Below are 15,492 nucleotides of genomic sequence, written 5' to 3'. Positions count from 1 at the left end.
CGTTGAAAAAGATAAGCGGGTAGAAAGAAAGACGCTCCTAAAATGGAGCGTCTTATCAGATTAAATAGCAAAAATATTACAAATCTCGAAAACGTTTATTTAACTGATAAGTAGAAGAGGTAATATAACGTTCCATTTGTTGTAAACGTTTTTCACCTTGCATCAATTGATTATCTACCCCACTTAAAATTTCTTTTAAACTTTCTTGCTGATCTTCACCTTGCTGGTAATTAGCCGGAGCGGGTTCCATAAAGAAACTTAAGACAAGATAAGCAATAATAGTTAAACCAAAAAAGCCAGCAAACAGCGCAATCACCGCAATAACCCTGATAAGTAAAACAGGAATATTAAAATAATGGGCCAAGCCTGCACATACGCCACGGATCACGCCCTCTTGTGGCAAGCGATACAATTGTTTGCTCTGCATCGTCATTATGACTGCCTCCAGTTAGGATGTTCTGCATCAAGTATTTGTTCTAATGTCTTAATGCGCTCCTGCATTTGCTGAGCCTTATCCACCAGCGCGCTCAGTCGCTGCATTTCTTGTTGGGTTAGCTGAACATTACCTCCGCCTTTCTGACCGTTGTAATGCAACCACAGCCAGATAGGGAGAATAAACAAAATAAAAATGGTCAGTGGTATTCCCAGAAATATATAGCCCATTACATATCCTTTATAAGATGGTTATTACGCTTGCTGTTACTCTTTGTTGATATTGATTTTAGCTTTTAATGCCGCTAATTGCGCGCTAATTTCATCATCCGCTTTTAATTCAGCAAACTGTTGGTCTAATGATTTTTCTTTACCTAACCCGTAACTTTGAGCCTCACCTTCCATATGATCAATACGGCGTTCAAACTGTTCGAAACGCGCCATTGCAGCATCCATTTTGCCACTGTCTAATTGACGACGAACTTGACGAGATGAGTTTGCCGCTTGGTGACGCACCACTAAAGATTGTTGTTTTGCGCGTGTTTCAGTTAACTTATTTTCTAGCTCGCTAATTTCACCTTTTAACCGCGTTAGCGTTTCATCAATAATAATCAGTTCGTGTTTCAATGTGTCATTAACTGATGCTACACGTTGTTTTTCGATTAATGCTGCACGAGCTAAATCTTCTTTTTCTTTGATAAGAGCCAATTCGGCTTTATCCTGCCAATCTTTCATCTGTTTTTCAGCTTGTTCGATACGGCGCTCTAATCCTTTCTTTTCAGCTAAAGTACGTGCAGAAGTTGTACGGATCTCAACTAACATATCTTCCATTTCTTGGATCATTAGGCGGATCATTTTTTCAGGATCTTCCGCTTTATCTAATAAAGAAGCGATATTGGCATTAATAATGTCAGCAAAACGTGAAAATATACCCATGATGTTATCCTTAATAGCTTATGCTAATGAGTGACGTTAAATTATTTCAATAATGGCGCACTGTCGTAACGCCTGCATACTTTAGTTAATACAATTTACGTGCCAACTTTAAAAATTCACTTAAGCTATTAATAATAGGTTATTTATATTATTCGCCTATTTTTCAAACACCTGATAGACTGGTAAAAAATACCTCAAGATGGTGAATTTAACCAATGAATGAGAATTTAGAGACAATAATCGGCGTTGATAGTCAATTTATTGATGTATTAGAACAAACCTCAGCGCTTGCTCAATTAAAAAAACCTGTATTAATTATTGGTGAACGGGGTACAGGTAAAGAGTTGATCGCGCATCGATTACACTATCTTGCTCCTTGGTGGCAAGGACCTTTTATTTCAATCAACTGTTCTGCACTCAATGATAATTTGCTTGATTCTGAGCTTTTTGGTCATGAAGCCGGCGCTTTTACTGGTGCTAAAAATCGTCATCAAGGGCGTTTTGAACGTGCGGATGGCGGTTCTCTTTTTCTTGATGAACTGGCGACGGCTCCCATGCTTGTGCAAGAAAAGCTTCTGCGTGTCATTGAATACGGTCATTTAGAGCGCGTTGGGGGCAGTCAATCTCTGCATGTTGATGTTAGGCTTATTTGCGCGACAAATGCAGATTTACCCGCAATGGCGGAAGAAGGTAAATTTCGTGCTGATTTACTTGATAGATTAGCGTTTGATGTTATTCGACTCCCACCATTAAGAGAGCGACGTGCAGATATTATGTTGCTTGCTGAAAGTTTCGCTATCTCAATGTGCCAAGAGTTAGGTTTACCTTTTTTTCCCGGTTTTAGTGATAGTGCGCGTCAAGTGCTTTTAGATTATCCATGGCCGGGTAATATTCGTGAGCTCAAAAATGTCGTTGAACGCTCAGTTTATCGTCATGGAACCAGTGATAACGTACTCAACCGTATTATTATTGATCCCTTCGCTGGTCTTCAAACGCCCAAAATACCCACATTAAAGAAATCGTCTGAAGAAAATTTTTCACTACCTACATTACCGTTGGATTTACGCCAATGGCAAAATGAGGTAGAAAAAAAATTAGTTAATAATGCATTAAAAGAGAGTTTATATAACCAGAAAGAGGCAGCTGAAAAGTTATCATTAAGCTACGATCAATTTAGAGGGCTAATTAAAAAACACCAAATAACAACTTAATTTATTGATATATAACGTTTTTAATTACTGAGAAATTTAGTAAACCGTGGGCAAAAAAAAAGCCAGCACCCGAGCTGGCTAGTAAAAAATACTGGAAGCAATGTGAGCAATGTCGTGCCTTCTGCGGAAAACCTCTTACCGCCGAAGGACAATACGGATGATAATCTTTATCATTAGCATTTGTAAAGCATTTTATTGAGAATTTTTCTCACTTTGTTTTTTTGACTATTTGGGGATAGAAAGTTTTTTAAGTTACAATAGCAAAATCGTTTCTCTAAAAGACATTATTTATGCACCCTATTTTATTTATTGGTACTTTGCTACTCACCTTTACAAGCGCAACTTGTATCGCGGATGTAGCACCAAAAACACAAGCACCATCTATAACGCTTGAGCCAACTCCAATTAATCAAAATGGCTTTGTTTACTGTGTTGATGGCAGTGTAAATACCTTTAATCCACAGTTATCAAGTAGTGGATTAATTATTGATCCTCTGGCTGCACAGCTCTATGACCGTCTTTTAGATGTAGACCCTTACACTTATCGCCTGATCCCTGAAATTGCAGCTCGGTGGGAAACATTAGATAACGGAGCGACATACCGCTTTTATCTACGTAAAAATATCGCTTTTCAACAAACATCTTGGTTTACACCAACACGTAAACTTACTGCTGACGACGTTATTTTTAGTTTTGAAAGAATGATTAATCCACAAAATCCTTTCAATCAAATTAATGGCGGAAAATATCCCTATTTTGACAGCTTAAGTTTTGCCAATAATATCCAATCAATAAAAAGACTAGGTCAATACACAGTAGAATTTAGCTTAAAAGAGCCTGATGCCTCTTTTCTATGGCATTTAGCAACACATTACGCCCCTATTCTTTCTGCTGAATACGCCCAAAATTTAGAAAAATCAGGCGATCAGACACAGCTTGATTGGAAACCAGTAGGAACAGGTCCTTTCTTTCTAGATGAATATCAACCAGGGCAATTTGTTCGTTTATTTAGAAATAAAGATTACTGGAAAGGCCAACCAAAAATGCAACAGGTTGTTATTGATATGGGAGCGGGTGGTACAGGTCGTATATCTAAATTACTCACTGGTGAATGTGATGTTTTAGCCTATCCTGCTGCAAGCCAATTAAAAGTCTTACGTGACGATCCGCGACTAAGACTCACATTGCGTTCTGGTATGAATATCGCTTATTTAGCCTTTAACACCAGTAAACCACCATTAAATGATCTTAAAGTTCGTCAAGCTATTGCTTATGCCATTAACAATGAACGTTTAATGGAATCTATTTATTATGGTACAGCTGAAACGGCAGCATCCGTGCTTCCTCGTGCATCTTGGGCTTATGATAACCGAGCAAAAATTACAGAATACAATCCTGAGAAATCGAAACAAATTCTTAAAGAGTTGGGTCTTGATGGACTGAAATTAAACCTTTGGGTGCCTAGCGCCTCACAATCTTATAACCCTAGCCCATTAAAAATGGCGGAACTTATTCAAGCAGACTTAGCGCAAGTAGGTATTCAAATGAATATTCGTCCTATTGAAGGGCGATATCAAGAAACGAGTATGATGGATCGCTCCCATGATATGACCTTATCTGGTTGGTCAACTGACAGTAACGATCCAGATAGTTTTTTCCGCCCTCTTTTTAGCTGTGCAGCAATTGGTTCACAAACTAACTTAAGTCATTGGTGTTTACCTAACTTTGATGATATTTTGAAAAAAGCGCTTTATAGTCAGCAACTTGCTTCAAGAATGGATTATTATCATGAAGCTCAAGATATTCTTGCTCAAGAGTTACCCGTGTTACCATTAGCAAACTCTTTACGTATGCAAGCATATCGTTATGATATTAAAGGATTGGTATTAAGTACTTTTGGTAATGCGTCTTTTGCTGGTGTTTATCGAGAGGCAGAAGTAGACGAACAAAATCACAAGAAAGAGGCTGTAAAATAATCCATGATTATTTATTCAATACGTCGATTACTTTTATTACTTGTGACACTGTTCTTTTTGTCGCTAGTGAGCTTTAGCCTAAGCTATTACACACCCAATGCCCCATTAAGTGGAGCATCACTCATCGATGCCTACTTTTTTTATACCCATAATATGGTCCATTTTGATTTTGGTATTTCTTCTATCAATGGTGAACCTATCAAAGCACAATTGGTTGAAGCACTTCCAGCAACCATGGAGCTTTGTACATTAGCCTTTCTTTTTGCCCTTATTGTCGGCATTCCTGCTGGCATTATTGCGGGGGTTTGGCGCAATAAATCCGCCGATATTATTATCAGTAATTTCGCGCTCTTAGGTTTTTCTGTGCCTGTATTTGGGCTTGCATTGTTGTTAACGCTTTTCTTCTCACTAAAATTAGGTTGGCTACCTGTTTCAGGCCGTATTGATTTGCTTTATAACTTGAAACCTATTACAGGCATTGCATTAGTGGATGCATGGTTATCTGATTCACCTTATCGCCAACAAATGATCATTAACGTATCACAGCATCTCATTTTACCCGTAATAACGCTAGCTATTGCACCAACAACCGAAGTTATTCGATTAATGCGAAATAGTACTGAAGAAATTATGTCAGAGAACTACGTAAAAGCTGCCGCAACTCGAGGTCTCTCACGTTTTACAATTATTCGTCGCCATATTCTTCATAATGCTTTACCCCCTATCATCCCTAAATTAGGCTTACAGTTCTCCACCATGCTGACATTAACGATGGTGACAGAAATTGTATTTAACTGGCCAGGGCTTGGCCGTTGGTTAGTTACAGCAATCCGCCAACAAGATTACTCTGCTATTTCAGCCGGCGTCATGTTGGTGGGTTCTATGGTCATTATTGTCAACGTCTTATCAGATATTGTGGGCGCAATGAGCAACCCAATGAAACACAAGGTGGGATATGCCTTTAGATAGCCAATTTTATAAAGAGAAAAAAACACCTTCACCCGCTGCGGTGATTTGGCAATGTTTTTCTAAAGACGTTATCTCAATGGTAGGGTTTTATGGCGTCCTTTTTCTCTTAGTGCTCAGTATTATAGGCCCTTATATTGCGCCTTATGCACTCGACCAACAATTTTTTGGCCATCAACTGACGCCGCCATCTTGGTATCAAAACGGTAATGTTTCCTATTTCTTTGGTACAGATGATTTAGGGCGTGATGTCTTTAGCCGAATTTTAATTGGTACAAGCATGACCTTTGGTGGTGCATTTATTGTCACTTTTGCTGCGACACTAATGGGATTAATTATCGGTTGTTTTGCTGGTATGACCCATGGCTTAAAATCCGCCATTCTCAATCATATATTAGACACACTATTATCAATTCCATCCCTATTGCTTGCTATTATTGTTGTGGCTTTTGTAGGAACAAGCCTTGGCCACGCAATGATAGCTATTTGGCTGGCGCTGTTACCTCGTTTAGTCAGAATGATTTACTCTGCGGTTAATGATGAATTAAACAAAGAGTATGTTATTGCTTCTCGACTCGATGGTGCATCGAACATTTCCATTTTATGGTATACCGTACTGCCTAATATTACGCCTGTATTAGTTTCTGAATTAACACGCGCCTTCTCAATTGCTATTCTTGATATTACAGCATTAGGTTTTCTCAATTTAGGTGCCCAACTTCCTTCACCAGAATGGGGAGCGATGTTAGGTGATTCATTAGAGTTAATTTATGTTGCTCCTTGGACTGTCTTAATTCCGGGCGCCACAATTATGATAAGCGTTTTATTGGTGAACCTTTTAGGTGATGGTTTACAGCGTGCAATAAATGAGGGAGTTGAATAATGCCTTTATTAGATATACGCAATTTAACCATTGAATTTATGACACCCGATGGCCCAGTAAAAGCGGTAGATCGTGTTTCTATAACCTTAAATGAAGGTGAAGTGAGAGGCCTTGTTGGTGAATCGGGATCGGGTAAAAGCTTAATTGCAAAAGCAATTTGTGGCGTTACAAAAGATAATATCAGTGTGACAGCCGATCGCTTCCGTTTTGATGATATCGATTTACTTAAATTATCACCAAGAGCGCGACGCCGTGTCATTGGTCATAATGTCTCAATGATTTTCCAAGAGCCACAATCTTGTCTTGATCCTGCTACAAAAATTGAGCAACAGCTTATACAGGCAATTCCTGGGTGGACTTTTAAAGGCCATTGGTGGCAACGCTTTCATTGGCGGAAACGCCGCGCAATTGAACTATTACACCGTGTAGGTATTAAAGATCATAAAGACATTATGCGCAGTTACCCTTATGAGTTAACTGAGGGTGAGTGCCAAAAAGTGATGATTGCCATTGCTATCGCCAATCAACCTCGATTGCTTATTGCGGATGAACCGACTAACGCAATGGAGCCAGCAACACAAACCCAAATTTTTCGTTTACTGACTCGACTCAATCAAAATAACAATATGACCATTTTATTGATTAGCCATGATTTGCAATGGATGAGTAAATTGGCGAATAAAATTACGGTTATGTATTGTGGTCAAACCGTCGAAACAGCCTCCCCTGACGAGTTATTGGTGACACCTTATCACCCTTATACTCAAGCGTTGATCCGCTCTATTCCCGATTTTACCAACTCATTAGCACATAAGAGCCGTTTAAATACATTACCCGGCGCAATCCCTTCTCTTGAGCATTTACCTGTGGGTTGCCGTTTAGGGCCTCGCTGCCCTTATGCGCAGCGACAATGTATTGAAGCACCTCGGTTACGTTTATTTAAAAACCATGCCGTGGCTTGTCATTTTCCGTTAAATGTGGAGCCAACAGATGTTCGATAAACTGCTTGAGGTGAAAAATTTATCAAAAACATTTCGCTATCGTACTGGATTATTTCGGCGTCAGCAGTTAGAAGCCGTAAAACCCGTGAGTTTTTCGCTAGAACCCAAGCAAACTTTAGCTATTATTGGTGCTAATGGTTCGGGAAAATCGACACTCGCGAGAATGTTATCAGGTGTGACTGAGCCTACGGGTGGTGATATTTTTATTAATGGGCATCAACTGACTTTTGGTGATTACCCTTATCGTAGCCAGCGAATTAGAATGATATTTCAAGATCCCACTAACTCATTAAATCCGCGCCAACGTATCGGTCAAACATTAGAGATCCCTTTACGACTGAATACGGACTTAAGTGCGATTGAGCGTGAGAAACGAATTTACCAAACATTACGTCAAGTGGGTCTTTTGCCTGAGCATGCAAACTATTATCCGCATATGTTTGCATCAGGTCAGCGCCAACGAATTGCGCTTGCACGAGCATTGATATTACAACCTCAAGTCATTATTGCCGATGAGGCAATAGCTTCGCTGGATATGTCTTTACGCTCGCAAATTATAAACTTGATGTTAGAACTGCAAGAGACTCATGATATTGCCTATATTTATGTGACACAAAACTTAGGCATGACAAAACATATTAGCGATAAAATCATTGTGATGGATAATGGCGAAGTCGTTGAACGTGGCAATACCGCGGAAGTTCTTGCATCACCATTACATGAAGTCACTCGAAGATTGGTAGCAAGTCACTTTGGTGAAGCCTTAACAGCAGAAGCTTGGCGTCAAGATTTGACTTAAGTGTAAACAATATAAGCATAATGTTGATTGCACATTATTTCACCCTTTTTCCTTAACTCCTCGGAGGTGCTAGGGAAATTAAACAAATTTACAAATGTCGTGGTAGAATCAGCCACGTTTATTAACAATAAGCGTGATAACCTAACAGATAAATAAAACTGTGAATGATGTTATTATCGCGATTTACGAAAAAACAAGGATACAGCTATGGGCTTTATGACCGGCAAACGCATTCTTATTACTGGTGTTGCTAGTAAATTATCAATTGCTTATGGTATTGCCAAAGCTATGCGTGACCAAGGTGCAGAACTTGCATTTACTTACCAAAATGAAAAACTGAAACCACGCGTTGAAGAATTTGCAGCATCATTAGACTCAAATATCGTATTAGAGTGTGATGTGTCAAAAGACGAAAGCATCGATACTATGTACGCAGAACTTGCAAAAGTTTGGCCTAAATATGATGGTTTTGTTCACTCTATCGGTTTTGCTCCTGCTGACCAATTAGATGGCGATTACGTTAATGCAGTAACGCGTGAAGGCTTTAAAATTGCTCACGACATCAGTGCATACAGCTTCGTTGCAATGGCGAAAGCAAGCCGTGAAATGCTAAATCCAAATTCAGCGCTGTTAACTCTGACTTATTTAGGCGCTGAACGTGCAATCCCTAACTATAACGTTATGGGTCTAGCGAAAGCCTCTTTAGAAGCTAACGTTCGTTATATGGCAAATGCTATGGGTCCTGAAGGTATTCGTGTTAACGGTATCTCTGCTGGCCCAATCCGTACATTAGCGGCATCTGGTATCAAAGATTTCCGTAAAATGTTAAGCCATTGCGAGTCAGTAACGCCTCTGCGCCGTACTGTAACAACCGAAGATGTTGGTAATACAGCAGCATTCCTATGCTCTGACTTATCTGGTGGTATCACCGGTGAAATCATTCACGTAGATGGCGGTTTCAGCATCGCTGCAATGAATGAATTAGAACTAAAATAATTTTGTTCTATAAATAATAGAAGCCAGCCTTACTGTTCAGGCTGGCTTTTTTATGGTTTTTTATGTTGCTTCTACGCTTTTTACTCTTACCTCTATTAAATACCCGTTTTTTATCTAATATCTCCCTTTTTCCTTTCATTTTTAATATCATAACTCTGTTAGATAAATTTCACTTTTGTTTTTTAGCTTATTCCTATAATCTTTTCTTTATATTAGCGATAAAATAATTACATATTAATAAAAGGATTTAATGTATGAAGAAATTTAGATTTCTGTTTTATATTTTTGCTCTTATTGGTGCAATTATTTTTGTTGTGGCTTTATTCGTTATTAAATCTGAATTAAATGTAGTAAGAAATGGAATAGAAACAACAGGCGTTGTTATTGACCAAAGTGTCAGTAAGTCTTCTGGTGGCAGCTATTTTTATCACCCTATTATTCAATTCAACACAGCAGATAATAGAGAAATAACGTTCCGTTCACCGGAAGGTGGTAGTCAATCTCGCTTTTATCTTGGTGAAAAAATTAATATTATTTATCTTCCAAATGATCCACAAAGAGCCACGATAAACAACTTTTTAGGCTTATATGGCGCGGGGACTATATTAAGTATTTTTGGACTGGTATTTGCATCAACAGGGCTTATCCCTTTGTATTTTATCAGAAGAAGAGCCACAAGGGATCAACGATTAAAACGCGATGGAATGCCTATCAATGTAAAAATATCTGAAATTATTATTAATAACCATATCCGTTTTAATCACCGTTCTCCCTATCAAATTATTGCTGATTATCATGATACATTAAACAATCGATTAATTCGTTATAAAAGTGGTTATATCTTCTTTGATCCCACACCTTATATTAATAGGGAACTGGTTACCGTTTATGTTGATAAAAAGAACCCCAAAATTTATTACCTTGATATTTCATTTTTACCTTCATTTGAAGAGTCATAAATAAATGTTCTTTATATTTAAAAATATAGGGAGCATTTATTTTCGTGTAATTTCATCAATTAACCGTCTTGTTCACAAATTTACAAAAGCCTTTTTTATTCGCACCTTTTGAGTTTGCTAATTTCTTAGAACCTCTTATCATCTTATATTAGTAAAGATATTCTGATATCTGTAAGTTAATTCACCACCTCATTGATAGGGAGCTATTCAATATGAAATTGTACTACACGCCAGGTAGTTGCTCACTTTCCCCTCATATCGTTTTACGTGAAACAGGTTTAGATTTCTCAATAGAGCGCATCGATTTACGTGCTAAGAAAACAGAATCGGGGAAAGATTTTCTAACCATCAACCCAAAAGGCCAAGTCCCTGTCCTTCAATTAGATAATGGTGATATTTTGACTGAAGGTGTTGCAATTGTGCAATACCTAGCAGACTTAAAACCTGATAGAAATTTAATTGCATCCCCAAAATCGCTAGAACGTTATCATCAAATTGAGTGGTTAAACTTTCTTGCAAGTGAAGTGCATAAAGGCTATGGCCCGCTATTTTCACCAGATACACCTGAAAGCTATGTACCTGTTGTTAAAACGAAATTAAAAAGTAAATTCGCTTATATTAATGATGTATTGAGCAAACAGAAATATGCCTGTGGTGAGCATTTTACGGTTATTGATGCCTATTTATTTACCTTAAGCCAATGGGCGCCGCATGTTGGTTTAGATTTAACTGATTTAACACACCTACAAAATTACCTAAAACACATTGCACAACGCCCTAATGTACACAGCGCACTGGTCACTGAAGGGTTAATTAAAGAGTAAGTTAAAACGTAATAAAAATAATCTTAATACAATAAAAAAGCGGACGTAATATTTATATCCGCTTTTTCTTTTCTTAGAATTTGTGTGGTTTAATCTAACTGTGTTGCGCAGAATCTGTGTGTTGGATGCACCATTTGATCTTGAGCAGCAACGAGTTGCAGTTCGTACTCATTCATCTCTTTCGTTTTTAGCATCACTTCATAAACTGCCGCGGCAACGTGTTCTAATGCCATTTGTAATTCAACGCCTTTGAGTAAATCCACCAGCATTAAACCACTTGTTAAATCACCAACACCCACAGGTTGACGCTCACCAAAATCAACTAATGGACGGCTAACATGCCAACTATGCTCTGCGGTTACTAGCAGCATTTCAAAACGATCATGACGATATCCAGCACGTGATAAGTGTTTTACTAATACAATCTTAGGGCCTTGTTTACACAATTCACGGGCAGCATTTACGCATTCATCAACATTATGAAGAGCTTTGCCACCACTTAATGTTTCAAGCTCTAATAAATTAGGTGCAATAATATCACTAATAGGTAATGCTTCTTCACACAGCACGCCGGAAACAGCAGGAGGAACAATACACCCTTTTTCAGGATGTCCCATTACAGGATCACAAAAATACCATGCGTTAGGATTCGCTTGTTTTACTTTTTTAACAATATCAACAATGCGCAAACCTTGTTCAGCCGATCCCAAATAGCCACTTAATACTGCATCACATTGTGAAAGTTTACCGATTGCGGCAATACCATCAACAATCTCAGTAATATGTTCTGCTGACATAACACAGCCAGTCCATTTTTCTGGATATTGTGTGTGATTTGAAAATTGCACGGTATTTAGAGGCCAAACATTCACCCCCATACGACGCATTGGAAACTCAGAGGCGCTGTTACCTGCATGACCGAAAACAACATGTGACTGAATAGAGAGTATATTTTTCATGACATAAACCGATTATTGTGAATACACACAACACCCAAGCTTTATCATCATAGGCGAGGTATATACGTTTATTTATTGTTATTAAGAAAAAGGGCAACTCACTGGCTGCCCTTTACTGTCAATTATTTCCAGATAACAAGGCAGTAATGTTTTTTACCACGACGTAAAATGGAGTAGTGACCAAATAAGAAATCTTTTTCTTCAAAGACGTATTCAGGGTTGTCTTGTTTTTCGCCATTAATTGAAACTGCGTTAGAGCCAATCATTGTACGAGCCTGACCGCGAGAAGGAACTAATTCTGCGTTAACCAGCGCTTGTTGTAAATCACTGCCTTTTTCTAACTCAATTGTTGGCATACCATCTTGTGCTAATTGTTCAAGGTCAGCTTGTGTTAAGTCTGTAATTGCACCAGAGAATAAGCTTTCTGTAATACGTTTAGCGGCGATTAAACCTTCGTCACCATGAACCAAACCAGTAACCAGTTCTGCTAATACACGTTGAGCACGAGGCGCTTGACCGCTATTTTTATCTTCTTCTTCGAGTGCATTAATTTCTTCAATGCTCATAAATGTGAAGAATTTTAAGAAGCGATAAACGTCAGCATCGGCTGTATTGATCCAGAACTGGTAGAATTTGTATGGGCTTGTTTTCTTAGGATCTAACCAAACCGCACCACCTTCTGTCTTACCGAATTTAGTTCCATCAGATTTAGTAATTAATGGTACAGTCATACCAAATACTTGTTTCTGATTGAAACGACGGGTTAAATCGATACCTGAAGTGATATTACCCCATTGATCAGAGCCACCGATTTGTAATTCAACACCTAAATGCGTATTTAATGACGCAAAGTCATAAGCTTGTAATAGGTTATAGGCGAATTCAGTAAAAGAGATACCCACATCGTCACGGTTTAAACGTTGTTTAACCGCTTCTTTGTTGATCATTTGGTTCACAGAGAAGTGTTTACCGATATCACGCAGGAATGTCAGCACATCCATTTGACCAAACCAGTCATAGTTGTTTGCTAATTCCGCACTGTTTTCACCACTGTTGAAATCTAAAAAAGGTGACACTTGTTTACGAATTTTCTCTACCCATTCGTGAACAGTATCTTGGGTATTCAGTTTGCGCTCGGTGGCTTTAAAACTAGGATCACCAATTAGACCCGTTGCACCACCCACCAACGCCACAGGCTTATGCCCGGCTAGTTGGAATCGTTTTAAACACAGCAAAGGAACCAAATGCCCCAAGTGCAGGCTATCAGCGGTAGGATCGAAGCCACAATAGAGAGCGATAGGACCTTGCTCCAAACGCTCAACTAAAGCTGCCTCATCCGTGACCTGAGCGATTAGCCCACGCTCCTGCAATTGTGTGATTAGGTTCTTGCTAGACATCAATGACTCCATCGGTTTATTGTTTTTTGTCTATTTAAAATATAAGTGAAACACAAGTGGTATAGCATAAAGCGCCACTACATTAAGTACCAGTAGAAAAAGACTTTTTGAGACAAATTTATTAATACCCCATTCATTAAGGTGCTAATCGCTCAATATCCCATCCTTCTGGTGATTTTTGGTAGATAAAGCGATCATGTAAACGATTTTCTCGTCCTTGCCAAAATTCAACAGAATCAAATGTCACACGATATCCACCCCAGAAACTCGGTAATGGCACTTCCCCATTTTGGAATTTCTGTTTTAATTCCAGAAACTTACTTTCTAACACGCCTCTTGCGGAAATGCGAGAAGACTGTTGAGAAGCCCACGCTGCAATTTGACTATCTTTAGGGCGACTATGGAAATATTTAATAACTTCAATAGGAGAAAGTTTTTCCGCTTTTCCTAAAAAACAAACTTGTCTTTCTAATGGATACCAAGGGAATAATAAACTGACTCGTTGATTGTGCTCTAAATGACTCGCCTTGCGACTGCCCAAGTTGGTGTAAAAGACTAAGCCATGTTCATCGAAATGTTTTAATAACACGATACGTTGGTAAGGTTGTCCATTTTCATCAACCGTGGCAACACACATTGCAGTAGGATCACTCAAACGTGCTTCACAGGCCTGTTTTAGCCACTTTTCAAACAACACTAATGGCTGTTCAGTTAACTCATGACGTCGTAGTCCACCCTTCATATATTCGCGGCGTAAATCTGCAACATCAATAAAATCAAGTTCTGTCATTTTTCACTCTCTCTTTTGAGAAACTGCGTTCAGCATATCACGCTTAACGAGGATTTGTAGGGTAAATCGCCCCTAAAACGGTTTCTCTCGATGCCCCTGTTACAGAAGGCAAATTCCCTGATTCATTTGCAATAGTGCGAGCAGCTAACCAAGCAAATGCCAACGCTTCCATATCATCACCACTTAAACCATATTTATCCGTTGTTGCGACTTCTGTACCCGGTAATAATGAAGCTAAGCGATGCATAATTTGCCCATTTCGCGCCCCTCCGCCACAAACAAGTAAACGTTCACATCCACCGTTTAATTGGATCTGTTGCACAATACTTATCGCGGTTAATTCAACTAGCGTTGCTTGTACATCTTCAGGAAAAACATTAGGTACTCTTGCTAAATGGTAATTTAACCATTGTGTATTGAAATATTCTCGCCCTGTACTTTTAGGTGCTGAACGTGAAAAGTAAGGATCTGAGAGCATATCTTTCAATAAAGTTGCGTTTACAGTACCAGTAGCCGCCCATTTGCCATTATCATCATAGGGTGTTTGGTTATGGATCCAATTCCAACTATCTAATAGCATATTTCCTGGCCCCGTATCGTAGCCTTTGACTGCTATTCCGGGTAATAACAATGAGATATTGGCGATACCACCAATATTCAAAATCACTCGTTTTTCAACAGAATGTCCCAATACGGCAAGATGAAAAGCAGGTACTAAAGGGGCACCTTGTCCACCGTAAGCAATATCTCTGCGACGAAAATCACCGACTGTTGTAATGCCTGTTAGGGCAGCAACACGGTTGTTGTCACCAATTTGCATAGTAAATGGCATATCACTTTCTGGCTCATGCCAAATGGTTTGTCCATGACACCCTATCGCCGTAATATCACTCGCACTCAGTTTTACTTTTGCGAGTAATTCTATAATTGCTTGCGCATAAAGTTCGCCCAATTGGGCATCTAATAGACCGATTTCATGCAAGGTAGCTGGTTGCCCTTGGCAAACAGCTAAAATTCGTTGGCGTAGGTTTTGTGGATAAGGCAGAAAGTGATTTTCTTGTTGTGCAACGAACTTATTATTGATTGCAGCTAATACAACATCAACACCATCTAAGCTTGTGCCAGACATCACGCCAATGTACCGCCCTGCTATCATGTTCTTTTCCTTATAATCAAGATGATGCAAATTTTTAACATATAATGTTATATTCTCTGTTTTCAGAAATCTCTTCTGTTTTTACTATCGGCCTTTACTATATAGTAAGCTATATATTATTAAAATCAGTGTCGACATACGCAAAAAACGAGCTATAACTGATACTAGATAACATTGGTATAATCTGAGCCATTTACCTCAGGTTTT

The 15,492-nt window shown here is 38.8% G+C and carries 16 protein-coding genes; 9 read left to right on the top strand and 7 right to left on the bottom strand.

Going from position 1 to position 15,492, the window contains the following annotated elements:
- Positions 1–76: 76 nt before the first annotated feature.
- Genes pspC through pspA form a run of 3 tightly spaced genes read right to left on the bottom strand, consistent with a single transcriptional unit; the run spans position 77 to position 1,368 of the window.
- The gene (gene pspC / locus B6258_RS10930) at positions 77–433 is read right to left on the bottom strand and encodes an envelope stress response membrane protein PspC (RefSeq protein WP_099075276.1); all 357 of its coding nucleotides are present in this window, start codon (positions 431–433) and stop codon (positions 77–79) included.
- A complete protein-coding gene (pspB, locus tag B6258_RS10925; protein WP_099075275.1) occupies positions 433–663 on the bottom strand; it encodes an envelope stress response membrane protein PspB in 231 nt (76 codons plus the stop codon). Before pspB ends, pspC begins: the two co-directional genes overlap by 1 nt.
- Positions 664–699: 36 nt before the next feature.
- Positions 700–1,368: a phage shock protein PspA gene (gene pspA, locus B6258_RS10920; protein ID WP_072062534.1), complete on the bottom strand. Its 669-nt coding sequence runs from the start codon at positions 1,366–1,368 to the stop codon at positions 700–702.
- Positions 1,369–1,583: 215 nt separating this feature from the next.
- On the opposite strand from pspA, the gene pspF reads away from it, so the two are divergent.
- The 9 genes from pspF (at position 1,584) to gstA (ending at position 10,983) form a co-directional block, all read left to right on the top strand.
- Positions 1,584–2,579 (top strand): phage shock protein operon transcriptional activator, encoded by a 996-nt coding sequence (gene pspF / locus B6258_RS10915; RefSeq protein WP_099075274.1) that lies wholly within the window; start codon positions 1,584–1,586, stop codon positions 2,577–2,579.
- 290 nt (positions 2,580–2,869) lie between these two features.
- Complete coding sequence (gene sapA, locus B6258_RS10910; RefSeq protein WP_099075273.1) at positions 2,870–4,555, top strand: ABC transporter substrate-binding protein SapA; 1,686 nt, start codon at positions 2,870–2,872, stop codon at positions 4,553–4,555.
- Positions 4,556–4,558: 3 nt separating this feature from the next.
- Complete coding sequence (gene sapB, locus B6258_RS10905) at positions 4,559–5,524, top strand: putrescine export ABC transporter permease SapB (RefSeq protein ID WP_099075272.1); 966 nt, start codon at positions 4,559–4,561, stop codon at positions 5,522–5,524.
- Positions 5,511–6,404: a putrescine export ABC transporter permease SapC gene (gene sapC / locus B6258_RS10900; protein WP_099075271.1), complete on the top strand. Its 894-nt coding sequence runs from the start codon at positions 5,511–5,513 to the stop codon at positions 6,402–6,404. Before sapB ends, sapC begins: the two co-directional genes overlap by 14 nt.
- Positions 6,404–7,405, top strand: coding sequence for a putrescine export ABC transporter ATP-binding protein SapD (gene sapD / locus B6258_RS10895; RefSeq protein WP_088495738.1), 1,002 nt, complete (start codon positions 6,404–6,406; stop codon positions 7,403–7,405). Before sapC ends, sapD begins: the two co-directional genes overlap by 1 nt.
- Positions 7,395–8,204 (top strand): putrescine export ABC transporter ATP-binding protein SapF, encoded by an 810-nt coding sequence (gene sapF / locus B6258_RS10890; RefSeq protein ID WP_099075270.1) that lies wholly within the window; start codon positions 7,395–7,397, stop codon positions 8,202–8,204. The genes sapD and sapF overlap by 11 nt, the downstream gene beginning before the upstream one ends.
- Positions 8,205–8,411: 207 nt before the next feature.
- Positions 8,412–9,200, top strand: a complete 789-nt coding sequence (fabI, locus tag B6258_RS10885; protein ID WP_072067955.1) for an enoyl-ACP reductase FabI — start codon at positions 8,412–8,414, stop codon at positions 9,198–9,200.
- Between the two features lie 254 nt (positions 9,201–9,454).
- A complete protein-coding gene (locus B6258_RS10880) occupies positions 9,455–10,159 on the top strand; it encodes a DUF3592 domain-containing protein (RefSeq protein WP_099075269.1) in 705 nt (234 codons plus the stop codon).
- Between the two features lie 212 nt (positions 10,160–10,371).
- Positions 10,372–10,983 (top strand): glutathione transferase GstA, encoded by a 612-nt coding sequence (gstA, locus tag B6258_RS10875; RefSeq protein ID WP_099075268.1) that lies wholly within the window; start codon positions 10,372–10,374, stop codon positions 10,981–10,983.
- Between the two features lie 89 nt (positions 10,984–11,072).
- On the opposite strand, the gene pdxY is transcribed toward gstA, so the two are convergent.
- The 4 genes from pdxY to anmK form a co-directional block, all read right to left on the bottom strand.
- The gene (gene pdxY / locus B6258_RS10870) at positions 11,073–11,942 is read right to left on the bottom strand and encodes a pyridoxal kinase PdxY (RefSeq protein WP_099075267.1); all 870 of its coding nucleotides are present in this window, start codon (positions 11,940–11,942) and stop codon (positions 11,073–11,075) included.
- A gap of 122 nt (positions 11,943–12,064) precedes the next feature.
- The gene (gene tyrS / locus B6258_RS10865) at positions 12,065–13,339 is read right to left on the bottom strand and encodes a tyrosine--tRNA ligase (RefSeq protein WP_099075266.1); all 1,275 of its coding nucleotides are present in this window, start codon (positions 13,337–13,339) and stop codon (positions 12,065–12,067) included.
- A 136-nt stretch (positions 13,340–13,475) separates the two neighbouring features.
- Entirely contained in the window at positions 13,476–14,129 is a 654-nt protein-coding gene (gene pdxH, locus B6258_RS10860; RefSeq protein ID WP_099075265.1) for a pyridoxamine 5'-phosphate oxidase, read from the bottom strand.
- 43 nt (positions 14,130–14,172) lie between these two features.
- On the bottom strand, positions 14,173–15,285 hold the full coding sequence (gene anmK, locus B6258_RS10855) for an anhydro-N-acetylmuramic acid kinase (RefSeq protein ID WP_099075264.1): 1,113 nt from the start codon (positions 15,283–15,285) through the stop codon (positions 14,173–14,175).
- Positions 15,286–15,492 lie beyond the last annotated feature (207 nt).

Source organism: Proteus alimentorum (genome assembly GCF_002607735.1).
GTDB lineage: Bacteria > Pseudomonadota > Gammaproteobacteria > Enterobacterales > Enterobacteriaceae > Proteus > Proteus alimentorum.
This window is presented reverse-complemented; position numbering and strand designations above follow the sequence as displayed.

Coding starts and splice junctions, on each gene's coding strand:
- pspC (WP_099075276.1), bottom strand. CDS start 433: ATGACGATGCAGAGCAAACAATTGTATCGCTTGCCACAAGAGGGCGTG.
- pspB (WP_099075275.1), bottom strand. CDS start 663: ATGGGCTATATATTTCTGGGAATACCACTGACCATTTTTATTTTGTTT.
- pspA (WP_072062534.1), bottom strand. CDS start 1,368: ATGGGTATATTTTCACGTTTTGCTGACATTATTAATGCCAATATCGCT.
- pspF (WP_099075274.1), top strand. CDS start 1,584: ATGAATGAGAATTTAGAGACAATAATCGGCGTTGATAGTCAATTTATT.
- sapA (WP_099075273.1), top strand. CDS start 2,870: ATGCACCCTATTTTATTTATTGGTACTTTGCTACTCACCTTTACAAGC.
- sapB (WP_099075272.1), top strand. CDS start 4,559: ATGATTATTTATTCAATACGTCGATTACTTTTATTACTTGTGACACTG.
- sapC (WP_099075271.1), top strand. CDS start 5,511: ATGCCTTTAGATAGCCAATTTTATAAAGAGAAAAAAACACCTTCACCC.
- sapD (WP_088495738.1), top strand. CDS start 6,404: ATGCCTTTATTAGATATACGCAATTTAACCATTGAATTTATGACACCC.
- sapF (WP_099075270.1), top strand. CDS start 7,395: ATGTTCGATAAACTGCTTGAGGTGAAAAATTTATCAAAAACATTTCGC.
- fabI (WP_072067955.1), top strand. CDS start 8,412: ATGGGCTTTATGACCGGCAAACGCATTCTTATTACTGGTGTTGCTAGT.
- B6258_RS10880 (WP_099075269.1), top strand. CDS start 9,455: ATGAAGAAATTTAGATTTCTGTTTTATATTTTTGCTCTTATTGGTGCA.
- gstA (WP_099075268.1), top strand. CDS start 10,372: ATGAAATTGTACTACACGCCAGGTAGTTGCTCACTTTCCCCTCATATC.
- pdxY (WP_099075267.1), bottom strand. CDS start 11,942: ATGAAAAATATACTCTCTATTCAGTCACATGTTGTTTTCGGTCATGCA.
- tyrS (WP_099075266.1), bottom strand. CDS start 13,339: ATGTCTAGCAAGAACCTAATCACACAATTGCAGGAGCGTGGGCTAATC.
- pdxH (WP_099075265.1), bottom strand. CDS start 14,129: ATGACAGAACTTGATTTTATTGATGTTGCAGATTTACGCCGCGAATAT.
- anmK (WP_099075264.1), bottom strand. CDS start 15,285: ATGATAGCAGGGCGGTACATTGGCGTGATGTCTGGCACAAGCTTAGAT.